The sequence below is a fragment of the Bradyrhizobium sp. SZCCHNR1017 genome (assembly GCF_032381375.1).
Classification (GTDB): Bacteria; Pseudomonadota; Alphaproteobacteria; order Rhizobiales; family Xanthobacteraceae; genus Bradyrhizobium.
Window position 1 is genome coordinate 695,816 of sequence record NZ_JAUHIR010000002.1, and the last position, 17,181, is coordinate 712,996.

General features: G+C 63.9%; 16 protein-coding genes. 11 read left to right on the top strand and 5 right to left on the bottom strand.

Going from position 1 to position 17,181, the window contains the following annotated elements:
* The first annotated feature begins 11 nt into the window (after nt 1-11).
* A complete protein-coding gene (locus QW863_RS08770; RefSeq protein WP_315714413.1) occupies nt 12-1,205 on the top strand; it encodes a sialate O-acetylesterase in 1,194 nt (397 codons plus the stop codon).
* Nucleotides 1,206-1,221: 16 nt separating this feature from the next.
* On the opposite strand, the gene QW863_RS08775 is transcribed toward QW863_RS08770, so the two are convergent.
* Nucleotides 1,222-2,709 (bottom strand): MDR family MFS transporter, encoded by a 1,488-nt coding sequence (locus QW863_RS08775; protein ID WP_315714412.1) that lies wholly within the window; start codon nt 2,707-2,709, stop codon nt 1,222-1,224.
* A 137-nt stretch (nt 2,710-2,846) separates the two neighbouring features.
* On the opposite strand from QW863_RS08775, the gene QW863_RS08780 reads away from it, so the two are divergent.
* The 7 genes from QW863_RS08780 (at nt 2,847) to QW863_RS08810 (ending at nt 11,417) form a co-directional block, all read left to right on the top strand.
* The gene (locus QW863_RS08780) at nt 2,847-3,095 is read left to right on the top strand and encodes a hypothetical protein (protein WP_315714411.1); all 249 of its coding nucleotides are present in this window, start codon (nt 2,847-2,849) and stop codon (nt 3,093-3,095) included.
* Nucleotides 3,096-3,358: 263 nt separating this feature from the next.
* Complete coding sequence (guaB, locus tag QW863_RS08785; RefSeq protein WP_315714410.1) at nt 3,359-4,846, top strand: IMP dehydrogenase; 1,488 nt, start codon at nt 3,359-3,361, stop codon at nt 4,844-4,846.
* A gap of 195 nt (nt 4,847-5,041) precedes the next feature.
* A complete protein-coding gene (locus QW863_RS08790) occupies nt 5,042-6,064 on the top strand; it encodes an NADP-dependent oxidoreductase (RefSeq protein WP_315714409.1) in 1,023 nt (340 codons plus the stop codon).
* 139 nt (nt 6,065-6,203) lie between these two features.
* Nucleotides 6,204-6,545 carry an MAPEG family protein gene (locus QW863_RS08795; RefSeq protein WP_315714408.1) on the top strand — a complete coding sequence of 114 codons (342 nt, stop codon included), beginning with the start codon at nt 6,204-6,206 and terminating at the stop codon, nt 6,543-6,545.
* Between the two features lie 15 nt (nt 6,546-6,560).
* Nucleotides 6,561-7,862, top strand: coding sequence for an RsmB/NOP family class I SAM-dependent RNA methyltransferase (locus QW863_RS08800; RefSeq protein WP_315714407.1), 1,302 nt, complete (start codon nt 6,561-6,563; stop codon nt 7,860-7,862).
* Nucleotides 7,863-8,264: 402 nt separating this feature from the next.
* On the top strand, nt 8,265-9,869 hold the full coding sequence (guaA, locus tag QW863_RS08805) for a glutamine-hydrolyzing GMP synthase (RefSeq protein ID WP_315714406.1): 1,605 nt from the start codon (nt 8,265-8,267) through the stop codon (nt 9,867-9,869).
* 291 nt (nt 9,870-10,160) lie between these two features.
* Nucleotides 10,161-11,417 carry a tyrosine-type recombinase/integrase gene (locus tag QW863_RS08810; protein WP_315767570.1) on the top strand — a complete coding sequence of 419 codons (1,257 nt, stop codon included), beginning with the start codon at nt 10,161-10,163 and terminating at the stop codon, nt 11,415-11,417.
* Here QW863_RS08810 and QW863_RS08815 read toward each other — a convergent pair.
* The 4 genes from QW863_RS08815 to QW863_RS08830 form a co-directional block, all read right to left on the bottom strand.
* The gene (locus tag QW863_RS08815) at nt 11,371-11,667 is read right to left on the bottom strand and encodes a helix-turn-helix transcriptional regulator (RefSeq protein WP_315767572.1); all 297 of its coding nucleotides are present in this window, start codon (nt 11,665-11,667) and stop codon (nt 11,371-11,373) included. The genes QW863_RS08810 and QW863_RS08815 overlap by 47 nt on opposite strands.
* A gap of 703 nt (nt 11,668-12,370) precedes the next feature.
* Nucleotides 12,371-12,835, bottom strand: coding sequence for a hypothetical protein (locus QW863_RS08820; RefSeq protein ID WP_315767574.1), 465 nt, complete (start codon nt 12,833-12,835; stop codon nt 12,371-12,373).
* Nucleotides 12,832-13,056: a hypothetical protein gene (locus QW863_RS08825; RefSeq protein ID WP_315767575.1), complete on the bottom strand. Its 225-nt coding sequence runs from the start codon at nt 13,054-13,056 to the stop codon at nt 12,832-12,834. Before QW863_RS08825 ends, QW863_RS08820 begins: the two co-directional genes overlap by 4 nt.
* Before the next feature lie 8 nt (nt 13,057-13,064).
* Nucleotides 13,065-13,424 carry a DUF2958 domain-containing protein gene (locus QW863_RS08830; RefSeq protein ID WP_315767577.1) on the bottom strand — a complete coding sequence of 120 codons (360 nt, stop codon included), beginning with the start codon at nt 13,422-13,424 and terminating at the stop codon, nt 13,065-13,067.
* 244 nt (nt 13,425-13,668) lie between these two features.
* On the opposite strand from QW863_RS08830, the gene QW863_RS08835 reads away from it, so the two are divergent.
* The 3 genes from QW863_RS08835 to QW863_RS08845 all read left to right on the top strand — a co-directional run bounded on the left by QW863_RS08835 (nt 13,669) and on the right by QW863_RS08845 (nt 17,002).
* Nucleotides 13,669-13,875 carry a thermonuclease family protein gene (locus tag QW863_RS08835; RefSeq protein ID WP_315767579.1) on the top strand — a complete coding sequence of 69 codons (207 nt, stop codon included), beginning with the start codon at nt 13,669-13,671 and terminating at the stop codon, nt 13,873-13,875.
* Between the two features lie 503 nt (nt 13,876-14,378).
* A complete protein-coding gene (locus QW863_RS08840) occupies nt 14,379-14,552 on the top strand; it encodes a hypothetical protein (RefSeq protein ID WP_315767581.1) in 174 nt (57 codons plus the stop codon).
* Nucleotides 14,549-17,002: an ATP-binding protein gene (locus QW863_RS08845; RefSeq protein ID WP_315767583.1), complete on the top strand. Its 2,454-nt coding sequence runs from the start codon at nt 14,549-14,551 to the stop codon at nt 17,000-17,002. The genes QW863_RS08840 and QW863_RS08845 overlap by 4 nt, the downstream gene beginning before the upstream one ends.
* Nucleotides 17,003-17,181 lie beyond the last annotated feature (179 nt).

Here is a 17,181-nt window from a genome sequence, read left to right on the forward strand (position 1 = left end):
GTGATCCGAGCATGATGCGACGCGCAATCGTGGCCACGCTTGTCGCAGCGTGGTTGGCCGTCTCGTTGACCGCGACGGCAGGAGCTGCGGAGGTGCTGCCGGCCCGCGACGTCTGCCAGCCGACCACCTCGGCCAAATCGCGCGACGGCAATTGCGTTCCCTGCGCCGTCGGACCCATCTCGACCGCCCCTGGGTTCCTGGCACTGCTGGAGCAGGTGCGCACGCGGCGCGCCGCCTTTGCCGACATCGACCGTCGTATCGATGGCGCGAGCGGAGACCCGGAGGTGCAGAGCCTGCTGCAGGGACGCAACCTGGCCCGTGCACTGTACGGTTCTGACGCGGATTTCATCGCGGGCGGCAACGCCTCGCGCTGCCTCCTGCCGGACAACGAGGCCGTGCGTGCCAGGGCCACGCCGGTTGCCTGCGACGCGATTCCGCGCGAGGGGCTGGTGGTGCTTCTGACCGCGGGCCAGTCGAACATCTCCAACACCGGCGCGCCCGATCAGAGTGGCCGGCTCTATCAGCCTCACAACCGGTTCTACAATTTCGACCGCTTCGACGGCCGCTGCTACGTGGCGCGCAATCCATTGCTGGGAACGCCGGGCGAGGGCGAGAACGTCGCCACCCGGTTGGGCGACGAATTGATCGATCGCGGGCTGGCGAAGACGGTCGTGATCGCACCCGTTGCGATCGGCGGGACTTATCTCGAGGAGTGGCGCGCCCGCGGCGGCAAGTATTTCGAGGTGCTGCTCGCAACCGTCGCCGGCCTGCGCGAGGCCAATCTCGAACCGAGCGCGGTGCTCTGGCATCAGGGCGAGTACAACGCCTTCGCGTTCTCCACCAATGGCGCGGAGGACGGCGCGTCCCTGCACGTCACTGCGAAAATGAAGGAAGCGGGACGACTGTCCTACTTGCGCAATTATCTTGAGATCGTTGCCGGCCTGCGGGCGGCCGACCTGACGGCGCCGATCTTCGTCGCCACGGCGACGCTCTGCGGCAGTGTTCCCGACGAGATCATCCGTTCAGCCCAGGCCGCCGTGCCGAACCCGGCACTCGGCGTTTATCCTGGCCCGGATACCGACCAGATCGGGCTCAAGCTGCGCCACGATGGCTGCCACATGAGCCATGCCGGCACCGAGTTGCACGCGCGGATGTGGGCCGATCGCCTGGCCGACTACTGGAAGTCCGGGGCGAGGCGGCCTTGAGCCGGAAGCGGGACGATCAGCCGAGCTTTTGATCCCGCGCATCATGCGTGGTCTCGCTCGCCGATTTCCTGGCGGCCTTCTCCGCGCCCTTCTCGGCGCCCTTGCGGCTCGCGATCGCGGCCACCTTGCGGCCTGAGATCTCGCTGCCGGCGTCGTCCGGCATCTGCCAGAACAGGATCGACGACAGCGCCGACGTGATCGCGACGACGATGAAGGCGGGCGCGAAGGACGCCGCGGTGAGCTGGCTCGCGCCGTGCACCCACATCGTGGTCTCCACCGAGAACGCGCCGACCGCGACGCCGGCGGAGATCGCGAGCTGCTGGTTGACGCTGGTGAGCGTCGTGGCGCGGCTCATCTGCGCGGTCTCGACCTCGGCATAGGCGACGGTGTTGATCGCGGTGAACTGCAGCGAGCGGAAGAAGCCGCCGACCACGAGAATGATCAGGATCAGCAGCAGCGGGGTCGCCGGCGTGAACAGCGCGCAGGCGGCGAGGAAGACCGAACTGACGACGGCATTGACGGTCATCAGATGGCGGAAGCCGAAGGCGCGGATGAGGCGCGCGGCCAGCGCCTTCATGCCCATTGCCCCGGCGGAGGAGCCGAAGGTGACGAGGCCGGACTGGAACGGCGACAGCCCGAAGCCGAGCTGCATCAGCAGCGGCAGCAGGAAGGGCAGGGCGCCGATGCCCAGGCGAAACATGAAGCCGCCGACGATCGAGGCACGCAGGGTCGGCAGCCGCAGCAGCGAGAAATCGAGCACAGGAGAGTTGGTGCGCCAGGAGTGGCGGACGTAGAGCGTCATCGAGATCGCGCCGATCGCAACGAGACTCGCGACCACCGGCCACGGCAGCAGGTTGAGACCGGCGACCGAGAGACCGAAGGCGAGGCCGGCGAGGCCGATGCCGGCCAGCACCATGCCATAGAGATCGAACGGCTCGGGATTGTCGCTCTTGATCGGATCGATGAAGCGCAGCGCCATGATAATGCCGACGATGCCGATCGGGATGTTGATCAGGAAGATCCAGTGCCAGGAGAAATAGGTGGTGATGAAGCCGCCGACCGGCGGTCCGATCACCGGACCGATCAGCGCGGGGATGGTGACCCAGGCCATGGCGCCGACCAGCGCGCTCTTGTCGACCGAGCGCAGCAGCACGAGGCGCCCGACCGGCGTCATCATCGCCCCGCCCATGCCCTGCAGGATGCGCGCGAACACGAAGTTCTCGACGGAGTTGGCGAGCGCGCAGCCGATCGAGCCGATCATGAACACGGCGACCGCGCTCGAGAACACGCGCCGCGCGCCGAAGCGGTCGGCGGTCCAGCCGCTCGCCGGGATGAACACCGCCAGCGACAGCAGATAGGAGGTGATGGCGAGCTTGAGCGTCAGCGGGCTGGTGCCGATGTCCCTGGCGATCGCCGGCAGCGAGGTCGCGATGACCGTGGAGTCCATGTTCTCCATGAACAGGGCGGTGGCGACGATCAGCGGAATGACGCGTTGCTTGTTCATCGGAGGTCGGCAGCGGGAGGACGAGGGCGGGCGCCGGGGCTTTAACACCCTGCGGCGAACGAGGCCATTGCGCTGCTGGCATGGCCCCCTAGATGCAGCGTGACGCTGCCGCGTCCCGTTTTGTTGGAGATGTGCCGATGATCTACCTGCTCGCCGCTTTGGTGCCGCCGCTGGGTCTGCTGCTCAACGGGCAGCCGTTCGCGGCGATCTTCAACCTGCTGCTGTGTCTGGTGTGCCTGGTCCTCGGCCTGTTCTTCCACGTCATGCTGCTGGTGCCCTCGGCGCACGCTTTGGTCGCCGTGCACATGCGGCGGGAGGACCGGCGGCACCGCGAGGTGGTCGAGGCCATCCGCCGCTACGGGCCACCGCCGGGCGCATGGCGCTAGAGGCGCGGAACTTCTGCTCCAGAATCGGGGGCTTCGCGACCTTTTGTTGCGCGTTTCGGACCTGATCAGGGCCGGTCTGGGCCGTTCTTCGCAATCGCGGGAGGACAGCGGATCGGCCCTTTGATTCGTCACAGGCCCATGCTATCGACCCGCGTCAACCCCACCGATGGGCACCGATTCGACGGCGAGGCATGGTCTCGACGGCGGCGTCGCTCATCCGTACCCGCATCGCGGCCGTTTTGGCCGCAGACAAGGAGTTGACGATGGCGACCGTCCAGACACTTCGCGAAGCCTTCACCTTCGACGACGTGCTCTTGAAGCCGGGCCTGTCCGATGTGCTGCCCTCCGAGGTCGACATTCGCTCGCGCGTGACGCGCGAGATCCCGCTCAACATTCCGATCATGGCCTCCGCCATGGATACCGTCACCGAGGCGCGCATGGCGATCGCCATGGCGCAGGCCGGCGGTATCGGCGTCATCCACCGCAATTTCGATCCCGAGGGCCAGGCCGCCCAGGTGCGCCAGGTCAAGAAGTTCGAGTCGGGCATGGTGGTCAATCCGCTGACCATCGCGCCCGACGCCACGCTCGCCGACGCGCTGGCGCTGATGAAGGACTACGGCTTCTCAGGCATCCCGGTGGTCACCGGCGGCGGCAAGGGCATCCCCGGCAAGCTGGTCGGCATCCTCACCAATCGCGACGTGCGCTTCGCCACCGATCCGCGCCAGAAGATCTCCGAGCTGATGACGCATGAGAACCTCGTCACCGTGCGCGAAGGCGTCGGCCAGGACGAGGCCAAGAAGATCCTGCACAAGCACCGCATCGAGAAGCTGCTGGTCGTCGACGACCAGTATCGCTGCGTCGGCCTGATCACCGTGAAGGACATGGAGAAGGCGGTCGCGCATCCGCTGGCCTGCAAGGACGGCCAGGGCCGGCTCCGCGTCGCCGCCGCGACCACCGTGGGCGAGGGCGGCTTCGAGCGCACCGAGAAGCTGATCGAGGCCGGTGTCGACCTCGTCGTGGTCGACACCGCGCATGGTCATTCCTCGCGCGTGCTCGAGGCGGTCAACCGCATCAAGCGCATCTCCAACGCGGTGCAGGTGATCGCCGGCAACATCGCCACCCGCGACGGCGCGCAGGCGCTGATCGATGCCGGCGCTGACGCGGTCAAGGTCGGCATCGGCCCGGGCTCGATCTGCACCACGCGCATCGTCGCCGGCGTCGGCGTGCCGCAGCTCAGCGCGATCATGGACGCGGTCGAGGCCGCCAAGAAGGCCGACGTGCCCGTGATCGCCGACGGCGGCATCAAGTTCTCCGGCGACCTCGCCAAGGCGCTCGCCGCCGGTGCCGACGTCGCCATGGTCGGCTCGCTGCTCGCCGGCACCGACGAGACCCCAGGCGAAGTGTTCCTGTGGCAGGGCCGCTCCTACAAGGCCTATCGCGGCATGGGCTCGGTCGGCGCGATGGCGCGCGGCTCGGCCGACCGCTACTTCCAGCAGGACATCAAGGACACCTTGAAGCTCGTGCCCGAGGGCATCGAGGGCCAGGTGCCGTACAAGGGCCCGGTCGGCAACGTCATGCACCAGCTCGCCGGCGGCCTCCGTGCCGCCATGGGCTATGTCGGCGCCAAGGATCTCGGCGAATTTCACTCCAAGGCCGAGTTCGTCCGCATCACCGGCGCCGGCCTGCGCGAAAGCCACGTCCACGACGTGACGATCACGCGCGAAAGCCCGAACTATCCGGGCGGGGCGTAAGCCATACCCACGTCATTCCGGGGCAGCGCGACGCGCAACGCGCGGCGTGCTGAACCCGGAATCCCGATATTGTCTTGCATCATCACCTGCGCACCTCACCTCTGGATTCCGGGTTCGCGCTAACGCGCGCCCCGGAATGACGGAGGAGAGGGCACCGCTCCCTCAGCAAGCATAATAACATCAGGAGGAAACACCATGTCCCAAGCCAAGCGCATCGTTCTCGCCGCCCGTCCCGTCGGCGAGCCCAAGCCGACCGACTTCCGTCTCGAGGACTACGCCGTCCCGACGCCCGGTGCTGGCGAGGTGCTGCTGCGCACGATCTGGCTGTCGCTCGATCCCTACATGCGCGGGCGCATGAGCGACGGGCCGTCCTATGCCCAGCCGGTGCCGGTCGGCGGCGTGATGGAGGCGGGCACCGTGTGCGAGGTGGTGGCCTCCAACAATCCCGGCTTCAAGGCCGGCGACATCGTGCTGGCGCGCGCCGGCTGGCAGACGCACGCGATCTCCGACGGCAAGGGCCTCGCCAAGGTCGATCCGAAGCTGGCGCCGATCTCGACCGCGGTGGGCGTGCTCGGCATGCCCGGCATGACCGCCTACACCGGCCTGCTCGACATCGGCCAGCCCAAGCCGGGCGAGACCGTGGTGGTCGCCGCCGCCTCCGGCGCGGTCGGCTCGGCGGTCGGGCAGATCGCGAAGATCAAGGGCGCCCGCGCCATCGGCATCGCCGGCGGCAAGGACAAATGCGACTATGTGAAATCCGAGTTCGGCTTCGACGACTGCCTCGACCACCGCGATCCCGATCTCGCCGCGAAGCTCAAGGAAGCCTGTCCCAAGGGCATCGACGTCTATTTCGAGAATGTCGGCGGCCCGGTGTTCGAGGCGGTGTTCCCGCTGTTCAACGCCTTCGCCCGCATGCCGGTCTGCGGCCTGATCGCGCATTACAACGACACCCAGTCGGTGGCGCCGAAATGGGCCGGCGCGCTGATGCGCAATGTGCTGACCAAGCGGCTGACCATCCGCGGCTTCATCGTCAGCGATTTCGCCTCCCGCCATGGCGACTTCCTCAAGGACATGTCGGCCTGGGTCCGCGACGGCAAGGTCAAGTACAAGGAGTACGTCACCGAGGGCCTGGAGAACGCGCCGTCCGCGTTCATGGGCCTGCTCAAGGGCGCCAATTTCGGCAAGCAGCTGGTGCGGGTCGGACCCGACAAGGCCTGAGCCACACCTGATGTAATTCTTAAGCCTGTCTGGAAAAAAGCGGGAACCACGGGCGCTTATCGGGAGTCCTGAGGGAACCGGTTCATCCACGAGGGCCCGGCATCATGCCGGGCCTTCGACTTTCCCAAGGGGGATTTCCATGTCGCTGACCATGGTGCTGCTGCCCGTCTTCGTGCAGGTCGGGCTCACCTTCGCGCTGCTGTTCTGGAACAGGACACGGGCACAAACCGCTGACGTCGCCGACGAATTCGGCCTGCCGACCCTGTTCTACGCGCTGATCGCGATTGCGCTGCCGCTGCGGCATGCCGATCTGGTCATCGTGCTGCTGTCCTGGGTGTTCGTGGTGACCCGCTTCGTCAATGCGGGCCTCGTCAGCGGCGCCAAGGACAGCCGCCAGCGCGGGCTCGCCTGGATCGCCTCGGCGCTGGTGCTGCTGGCGATGTGGCTGTATTTCGCCCTCAAGATCCTTCTCCTGATCTAGAACTGGACCTCCTGAATGACCCCCGCCGCCCGGCTGTCCGCCGCCATCGACATCATCGAGACCATCGAGGCCCAGAGGGCGCCGGCGGCCAAGGCCTTGAAGGACTGGGGCACCAGCCACCGCTTCGCCGGCTCCGGCGACCGTGCCGCCATCGCGGGCCTGGTCTGGGACGTGCTCCGCCGCCGTGCCTCCAGCGCCTATGTCATGGAGGACGACACGGCGCGGGCGCGGGTGCTCGGCATGCTCAAGCTCGAGCGCGGCCTCGATGTGCCGACCATCGCGGCGATGTGCGACGGCAGCCGCTTCGCCCCGCCGCCCTTGACCGCGCAGGAGGAGACGGCGCTGGCCTCGCGCACGACCGAGGGCGCGCCGCCGCCGGTCGCCGGCGACTATCCCGACTGGCTCGACCCTTATCTCACTGCGGTGTTCGGCGACGACCGCGTCGCCGAGGCCATGGCGATGGCCAGCCGCGCGCCGCTCGACCTCCGCGTCAACACGCTCAAGGCCAAGCGCGAGAAGGTGCAGGCCTCGCTGAAGCATCTCGGCGCGGTGCCGACGCCGTGGTCGCCGCTCGGCCTGCGCATCACGCTCGGTGCCGACGCGCGCAATCCCGGAATCCATGCCGAGGAGGATTTCATCAAGGGCGGCATCGAGGTCCAGGACGAGGGATCGCAGCTCGCGGCCTTGTTCACCGCCGCCAAGCCCGGCGAGCAGGTCATCGACCTCTGCGCCGGCGCCGGCGGCAAGACGCTGGCCCTGGCGGCGATGATGGGCGGCAAGGGCCGGCTGATCGCCACCGACCACGACAAGCGCCAGCTGGCGCCCATCCACGAGCGGCTGTCGCGCGCCGGCGTCCACAATGCCGACGTCCGCAGCCCGAGGGGTGACGCCGATCCGCTCGCCGACATCAAGGCCTCGGCCGATCTCGTCGTCATCGACGCCCCCTGCACGGGCACCGGCACCTGGCGCCGCAATCCCGACGCCAAATGGCGCATGCGCCCCGGCGCGCTGGAGATCCGCCTGAAGGATCAGGCCGAGGTGCTCGACCGCGCCGCCGCCCTGGTCAAGCCCGGCGGCCGCATCGCCTACATCACCTGCTCGGTGCTCCAGCCGGAGAACGGCGACCAGGTGAGAGCGTTCGTGGAGCGGCATCCGGCCTTCACCATCCAGCCCCCCGACCAGACCGCCACCGTCCTCTGGGACAAGGCCGAGGCCTTCGCCGAGGCCGCGCTGAAGTCGGAGGAGGGCTGGCTGATGACCCCCCGCCGGACGGGGACGGACGGGTTCTTCGTGTCGGTATTGAAGAAGCAGGCCTAAACTCCACCCACCGCCGTCATTGCGAGCGCAGCGAAGCAATCCAGGGTTGCGCGCGAGACTCTGGATTGCTTCGCTGCGCTCGCAATGACGGAGGAGGCAGCCGCGGCATCCTCCACCGTCGTCCTCTGCGAAAGCGGGGGACCCAGTAATCCACCCGCCGGTCGTGTCCGACCGAGACGCCGCGGCGTACTGGATACCCCGCCTTCGCGGGGTATGACGGCGTTGCCACAAGCACGCTGTCATTCCGGGACGCGCCCCTTGGCGCGGGCCCGGAATCCATACTCCCGGTCGTGGTTATGGATTCCGGGCTCGCGCTCCGCGCGCCCCGGAATGACGGGGAGGAAAGGGCGTCAACCCCGGCGAAGGGTTGCGGGACTCGTGCTCTCGGCGTAATTCCTTGCCATGACAGCCCAGCCCAACACCCCCGCCAGCGCCGCCGCCGACACCTCCGTGGCCGCGCTCCACGACAAGATCCTGATCGTCGATTTCGGCAGCCAGGTCACGCAGCTGATCGCGCGCCGGGTGCGCGAGGACGGCGTGTATTGCGAGATCGTGCCGTTCCAGAAGGCGGAGGCCGCCTTCCGGCAGATGAACCCGAAGGCCGTGATCCTCTCCGGCGGCCCCGAATCCGTCCACGAAGAGGGCTCCCCGCGCGCCCCGCAACTGATCTTCGATTCAGGCGTGCCCGTGATGGGCATCTGCTACGGCCAGATGACGATGGCCGCCCAGCTCGGCGGCACCGTCGAGGGCGGCCACCACCGCGAGTTCGGCCGCGCCGACGTCGAGGTCAAGACATCGAGCCGCCTGTTCGACGGCGTCTGGCAGCCGGGCGAGCAGCACCAGGTGTGGATGAGCCATGGCGACCGCATCACGCAGATGCCGCCGGGCTTTTCGGTTGCCGGCGTCTCGCCAAACGCGCCCTTCGCCGTGATCCAGGACGAGCAGCGCAAGTATTACGGCCTGATGTTCCACCCCGAGGTGGTGCACACGCCGGATGGTGCAAAACTGATCCGCAACTTCGTCCGCAACATCGCCGGCCTCGGCGGCGACTGGACCATGCACGCCTTCCGCGCCGAGGAGATCAAGAAGATCCGCGCCCAGGTGGGCAAGGGCAAGGTCATCTGCGGTCTCTCCGGCGGCGTCGATTCCGCCGTCGCCGCCGTGCTGATCCACGAGGCGATCGGCGACCAGCTCACCTGCGTGTTCGTCGATCACGGCCTGCTCAGGCTCAACGAGGCCGAGACCGTCGTCGACCTGTTCCGGCACCACTACAACATCCCGCTGGTGCATGTGGACGCCTCAAAGCTGTTCCTCGGCGAGCTCGCAGGGGTCACCGACCCGGAAGCGAAGCGCAAGACCATCGGACGACTCTTCATCGACGTGTTCGAGGCCGAGGCCAAGAAGATCGGCGGCGCCGATTTCCTGGCGCAGGGCACGCTCTATCCCGACGTGATCGAGAGCGTCTCCTTCACCGGCGGCCCCTCGGTGACCATCAAGTCGCACCACAATGTCGGCGGCCTTCCAGCCCGCATGAACATGAAGCTGGTCGAGCCGCTGCGCGAGCTGTTCAAGGACGAGGTCCGCGTGCTCGGCCGCGAGCTCGGCCTGCCCGACGTGTTCGTCGGCCGCCACCCGTTCCCGGGCCCGGGCCTCGCCATCCGCTGCCCCGGCGAGATCACGGTCGACAAGCTCGACATCCTGCGCAAGGCCGACGCCATCTACATCGACGAGATCCGCAAGGCCGGCCTCTACGACACCATCTGGCAGGCCTTCGCCGTGCTGCTCCCGGTCAAGACCGTCGGCGTCATGGGCGACGGCCGCACCTACGATTACGTCGTCGGCCTGCGCGCCGTCACCTCGACGGATGGCATGACGGCGGATTTCTATCCGTTCGACATGAAGTTCTTGGGCAACACCGCGACGCGCATCATCAACGAGGTGAAGGGCGTGAACCGGGTGGTGTACGACGTGACATCAAAGCCGCCGGGGACGATTGAGTGGGAATAATTCGGGCCTATCCGAAGCTCGCCGGATCTATCCAAATCTACGCTCTAACCCTCTGGATCAAAAATAAATTCTTCCGATAGCTATCGCTGGCTATCGGTGGGCGATGGTCGCGCGTGCCGGACTGTTTGACGGCATCGGCTTCCATATTCCCACCCCGTTTTGATCGATACCGTCAGCTCGGAATGAGCCCTGACGGTATTTTTTTTGGTCCAACCAATTGAAATAGCGTCGCTTTCCTTCAGATCCGCGGCCGAAATCGGCCTGACGGTATCGAACCCAGAAGGCGGACAAATGCTGACCGATGCCGCGCTTAAGCATCTGAGACCAAAGGAAAAATCCTACAAGGTGACCGATCGGGACGGCATGTACGTCCTCGTCAGCACGAAGGGCTCGATCTCGTTCCGGCTCGACTATCGGATGAACGGACGCAGGGAGACCATCACCTTCGGCAAATACGGTCCGGCCGACCTGTCGCTTGCGCGAGCAAGAGAGCTCTGCATCGACGCCAGGCGCGCCATCAAGGAGGGGCGTTCGCCAGCCATTGAGAAGCAGCGCGCAAAGCGACGCCTGATGGAAGCCAAGGCATTCGGAGAGTTTGGCGAGAAGTGGCTCACGGCGGCTCCCATGGCTGACAGCACGCGGGCCATGCGCCGTTCAATTTTCGAGCGAGAGCTGCTGCCGCCTTGGCGCAAGCGGCTGTTGTCCGAAATCACGCCGGACGATTTGCGGAAGCATTGTGCGGCCATCGTCGATCGGGGCGCGCCGGCAACCGCGATCCACGTCCGCGATATCGTCAAGCAGATCTATGGCTTTGCGATTCTGCACGGAGAGAAGGTCGCCAATCCAGCCGACGACGTCGGCCCATCCTCCATCGCGCAGTTCGTACCCCGCGATCGCTCACTGTCGCCGGCAGAAATCCGCATCATGCTCAAGCAGCTGGAGCAAGTTGCGACGCTCCCGACCATCCGGTTGGGCGTCAGGCTCTATCTTCTATCGATGGTGCGGAAAAGCGAATTGCAGGATGCGACCTGGGACGAGGTCGACTTCGAGAATGCCGTCTGGACCATACCGAAGGAGCGGATGAAGCGGTCGAAGGCACACAATGTGTACCTCTCGCGCCAGATGCTCGATATCTTCATCGCGCTGAAGACCTGTGCCGGCAACTCGCGATATGTGCTTCCATCCCGGTATGATGCCGACAGCCCGATGTCGCGCGCGACGTTCAATCGTGTCACCACCGCGGTCGTCGAGCGCGCTCGGAACGAGGGGCTGCCGCTCGAACATTTCACGGTCCACGACCTCAGGCGGACAGCGTCGACGCTGCTCAACGAGCTTGGCTTCAACAGCGATTGGATCGAGAAGTGCCTGGCGCACGAGGATGGCCGCTCGTCCCGCGGGGTCTACAACAAGGCGGAGTACGAGCTGCAGCGCCGGCACATGATGCAGGAGTGGTCGAACATCATCGACGCGTGGGTCGGTGGTCAAAAATACGCGCCAACCCTCATTCCGCCGTCGATGCCGATCTTCGAGCCCGATCCTGCCCTTTGACCGGGCGGCTTCGTCGCAGCTTTACGTCTGGATGAGGAGGGCGGGTGAGGGGAGTGCTTCGGCGCAGCGAAAGCCAGGCCTCCACCTCGCTCAGGTCCCACACCACGCACCGAGGAGAGAGCGCGAAGCGTCGCGGAAATTCCCCGCGCTGCTCCATCTCGTAGATGGTGCTGTCGGCGAGAGGGACCATTTCACGGAGCTGATGCCGCCGGATCGTTCGTCTCAGTACCGTGCCTTCCTGGCGAGCCATGATCGATTTCCTTGTGCGAAACGCAGCAATTGAAGCCGATCGAACTCGAATGAAACAGGCATACGCCTGTCGGTCGGCAATTGGAAAGCTCGGCGAGCGAATGGAAGCAATAGGGTGCCCTAGCGTAGCCAGAGGTAGGACCTTTCAACTACGAATCTGAGGGTCGGACGTTCGAATCGTTCCGGGCGCGCCATTCAAATCAAGCACTTAGCTAAAATCACCATTTGAGATTGGAAAACCAAAACCGTCTTTCAAACGGTCAAAGTGTTCGGCGTGACCGCTTGGCGCCTAGCTTAATCCTCGTCGCAACGCTCGCGCTGGTCAGCCCGCCTATTACGTCCGAGACTGCCGGCGCGCCGGCGGTGCAGGCCTCGACCTTGATCGTACACCGGTGCGAGACGAAGTGACGCTAGTTGCGCAAGAGCGACATTCCTTCGGTCCTTGGTCTTCCTCGCATCAGTATTTCCACCGGGGGGCGGATTTCTCAAGGCTGAAACGAGGTTCGATTCCCCTAGGGAGCGCCACTGATTGCTCGTTTGAAAAGAATGGCGGAGGGGAGAACCTCCACATTTATAGAGCGTCAGAGCCGACCTAGAGCCTCCAACCGGAGGCAAAAACTTGAAATTACCAATTATTCCCCCCAATCCGCGCGATGTGGGCGGTACGCTCTACCGGAACTTTCCGGACCGGAGCACGAACGTGGCTACCCGAGACGCCAACAAAACGTACAACATTGCGTCCAACGTGGGGGTGAGTCATGCCTGACTTCCTCACCCGCCGAAATGGTACGTGGCATTTCGTCCGCTTGAACCGTGACCTCGAACGCGCCGCTCTGGCCCCATAGCGGGACCTTCCCCTTGCGCGCACGGGTTTTCCGGTCGAGCACGCATCCGGGGGCGTCGTCGTCGGCGAGATAGCCGGGCTCGAAGCCGTTGAGCTTCGTGGCGAGCTGTTCGGCCTCCGAGCGTATCGCCATGGCGGACGAGGCATCCGCGGCGAGCATGGCTGCGTGGTGCCGGTCGATCAGCCCGCGGAAGAACGGCACGGCCTCGTCCATCGTCGCGGGAAGATGGGCCGTCTCGCGTGCGAGGACGCGGTTTGCGTTGACGCGGTCTGTCTCGGCGAGCAGCGTTTCAAAATCCATTTGACGAGGCGACGCGGCTTTCATGACGCGGCTCCCGGCTTGTCGTCCGCACGCTCGAACTGGCGGAGGATTCCAATAAAGCCGCAGCCGGTGCAGATGGCCGGGCTTTGCGGATGATACTCATAGGTCCCCGTGAGGTCGGCTTGGGTGCCGGTTTCGGTGACGCGCAGCCAGAGATGCGAGGCGATCTCGAGGCGGTCGTCTGCCCCGCAGCGGGGGCAGACGAGGTTGAGGAAGTTCGGCATGGGCCACCTCAGGCGACGATGCGCTGATGGAGGCGGGCTTCCTCGGCGTAGGCCGAAAGCGGTTTGTCCGCCTTGAAGTGAATGTCGCGTTCGATGCGAAGCCCGCCGGGGCTGGTGACGGATATAATCTCGCTGATACGAACGGAGCCTAATTCCGGGCAGCCCATGCCAAGGTCGCAGAGGCCGAAGGCGATATCCTCGTCCTCGGGGTCGAGTTCCGAGAGAAGCAATGTCGCCGCTCCCCATGGGCAGAAGAGCTTGACGACGGGGTTGAAGTCTTGCTCGTCGAGGCCTTTGACGCGGCGCTCGTTGTTGGTACGTCCGTTTGCCAGCAGTTCGGCGCGTTGCTCATTGAGTAACAGTTTCATGTGGGGCTTCCTTTCTTGAGTTTTGGTTTTCGGCGCTGGGCGCAAGCCCGCGCTTGAAAACCAATGGACAGCCCTCTTCGGCGTAGCGGGGTGCAAGCATCCGCGCGGAGGCTCCGCACGAGGGGCCCCATTCAAAAATCATTTAGGCGGCTCGGTGAGCGAAGCGAATAGAGCCCGTTTCCGGCGAAGCCGGATGCCCCCGAACGATCTTGCTTCCGGTGGATGATTGGCTGCTAATCGGAGGATGAGTCGAACGATCTTCCTGGTCCTAGCATCGCTTCTGGCATTCGCGGTCCCTGCCTGCGGTGGCGATCTCGTCGGCCGCGCCTCGGTCATCGACGGGGATACGATCGAGATACACGGCAACCGTATCCGTCTATTCGGCATCGACGCGCCGGAGACTGCGCAATTGTGCCACGATGCCGGCGGGAAGGACTATCGCTGTGGGTAGGTCGCAGCGAACGCGCTTGCCGAATTCCTCGAAGGCAAGACCCTCTCCTGTGCCGCGCGTGACGTGGATCAATACGGGCGAACGGTCGCGGTCTGCATGGCATCGAACCTCGACATCGGCGACTGGCTGGTGCGACGGGGCCTTCGCGATCGAATACGCCTACTATTCGAAGGGGAAGTACCGCGGCGCGCAGGACGAGGCCTCGAAGGCTCGTCGCGGCGTATGGGCAGGCGACTTTATCGAACCAAGGTATTTCCGATCGTGTATGAGGGCGGGGAGAGGTACGGCGGTGTGCTCCAAGTGACGGGGCAAAATGCCACCAACCGTCGGTTCGAAGTGCGCCGGCTCACCTGAATTGTCCTATTTTTTACGCAGATGGCCGGCCGGGGTCTTGTTAAGTTTCGTAGTAGTTGGCCACAATGCGAGGTTGAATGTGTGGAAAGGTAACAGATTTCTTTAACTCGGCGGTTGGTGAGGCGGTCTGACCGCCGACAGAGACAAGCATGGCGACCATTCACGACAGGATCGTTGAGAAACTCATTGCTGAACTGGCCAGCAAAAAGACCCTTGCTGAGAAGAAAATTGAAGCCTTGCGTGGGCTGCTGAAAGCGGACAACAAGCTCCGGCCCGACGAGCTCATTGAGCTATTTTCCAGCGACGATGGCGAGGTCGCGTGATTAAGATCATCGCTGCCCATATCGAGGAAGTCCGCGGCATCCGCAAACTCGATATTCCGTTGAACCAGGCTACGTTTGCGATCTCGGGTCCTAATGGATCGGGGAAGAGCGGTGTCATCGACGCGATCGAATTCGGGTTGACCGGCCAGATCGGACGCTTGACTGGACCCGGCACCAAAGACCTGTCCGTGGGGGAGCATGGCCCGCACGTTGACAAGACGAAATTCCCTGACGTCGCTTTCGTGACGCTTGAGGTGTATTTTCCGGATCTCAAGAAATCGGCGAAGATCACCCGGAAGGTCTCGGCGCCAAAGAAGCCGGTTATCACTCCCAAAGACCCCGACATTAAGGCCGCGTTCGATGAGATTGCATCGCATCCAGAAATTACGCTGTCGCGACGTGAAATCCTCCGGCTGATCCTTGTTGAACCGGCAAAGCGATCCGAGGAAATCCAGACTATTCTGAAACTGGATGCTGTGGGCCAGACGCGGTCTGCGCTCAACACGGCATGCAACCGGCTTCAGACAGCATTGAAAGGCGCAGAAGGGCAGGCGGAATCGAGCCGCAACACGCTCGCGCGCCATCTCAACATCGCGGAGTTCAGGCCGGAAGAAATACTTGCGGCTGTAAACGCGCGGCGGAAAATCCTAAACCTGCCCGAGATCGCCAAGCTCACGGCGGAAACGCGACTGGATCAGGGTCTCATGGACCCAGGCAAAACCAACGCCGAATTCAACAAGCAATCGGCACTTCGCGATTTGAACGCCCTTCTCGCAGCGGTGCCAGGATTGCCGGAGGTCGGCCAGAAGGCGGCCGACGCAATTCTTGGGGCACTGTCGGGTCTGGAATCCGATCCCACATTGTTGAGTGCGCTCAACCACCGCGGCCTTGTCGAACGAGGCCTGGATCTGGTCGATGGTCCTCTCTGTCCTCTATGCGACCATCCGTGGCCAGACGAAGATCACCTCCGCGAGCATCTTGCCGCAAAGCTTGCCAAGTCCGAAGAGGCCGCGAAGCTGCAAGCCGCGCTGAACACCGCTGGCAGTGACCTTGCGCGCGAATGCGCCCGCTTGCGGGAGCTTCTTGTTGCAGGCTATCGAATTGCCGCGGCACAAGATCATGGCGCCAGCCGCTCGGCGATCGAGACTTGGGGCAAAGACCTTGAGCAGTTACGATCGGAGCTGACGAAGACGGATGGTCTTCTTGGCCTGAAGCCACGGTTGTCTTCGGGCTGGGCTGCGGTTCCGAAAAATTTTGCTGAAACACTTGCATCACTCATATCGCTGGTGGAGTCCAAGCCTGACCAAACGGCGACTCTCGACGCGCAAACCTTTCTTTCTACAGCGCAGCTCCGGCTTGATGACTATCGTGAAGCGATGCGCCGAAAGCAGCGCGCCGAATCGGCAAGTCAGGCAGCCAAGGTGACGTACGACACGTACTGCACCGTAATGGAGACAGAACTCGACGCGCTTTATCAGGATGTGCAGGAGGATTTCAGTACCTTCTACCGTTTGATAAACGAGGGCGATGAAGAGAAGTTCACGGCCAAGCTGTCGCCCAGCGCCGGCAAGCTGGATTTCGCGGTGAACTTCTACGAGCGCGGGCTATTTCCGCCTGCGGCGTTCCACAGCGAAGGCCATCAGGATGGCATGGGAGTTTGCCTGTATCTTGCCCTAATGAAGCGCTTATACGGCGATTCGTTTACGCTGGCGTTGCTGGATGACGTGGTGATGTCGGTCGACTCTGGCCATCGATACCAGTTCTGCAAGTTGCTCAAGACGCAGTTCCCGAACACTCAGTTTATCATCACCACGCACGATCGCCTGTGGGCGGAGCAGATGCGATATGCGGGACTTGTCTCGACCAAGACATCCCTTTCGTTCCACGGATGGACGGTCGAAACGGGACCGCTCGTGGAATCCAATATCGACGTTTGGCAGGACATCGCGGCCTCACTTGCCAGAAACAAGGTGTCGGATGCTGCGGGGACGCTTCGCCGGCATCTTGAATACGTGGCGCGCCGTCTCGCAGACAGCCTTGGCGCCAGTCCTGTTTTTAGATCGGACGGCAATTATGAACTTGGCGACCTGTTGCCTAGCGTCCTTGTCCGCCTGAGAGAACTGTGCGGGAAAGCTGTGGAAGCGGCACAATCCTGGGGAAAGACCTCGGAGAAGGAGGCGGGGCTCGAGCGGAAAAAGTTACTTTCTACGTGCAATGGAGCGGTCAACGTCGAGCAGTGGGCCGTGAACAAAGCGGTTCACTACAATGAGTGGGCCAACTTCTCGCGGAAGGATTTTGAACCGGTTGTGGCGGCCTTCCGCGAGCTGCTCGGTTGCTTTCGGTGCAATAGCTGCGACACTTGGCTTTATATCACCCCGCGTGGGAATCCCGACGCCGTACGCTGCTCTTGCAGCCGCGTGAACATGAATCTTCGATCGAAGCAAAAGTGATATTTACGGCCACTCAGGACAAGGCACATGGCCATGCCATCGAGGCAGTCCGATAAATAGCTAGAGGGCGTGTAGCCAATCTGCTGTTTCATTTTGAACTGTGAAAGTCATGCTGGCGTCGAAAAGAGGCCTTGGCCATAGTAGAGCAATCGTCACGACTCTCCTGGGAGCCCAACGCA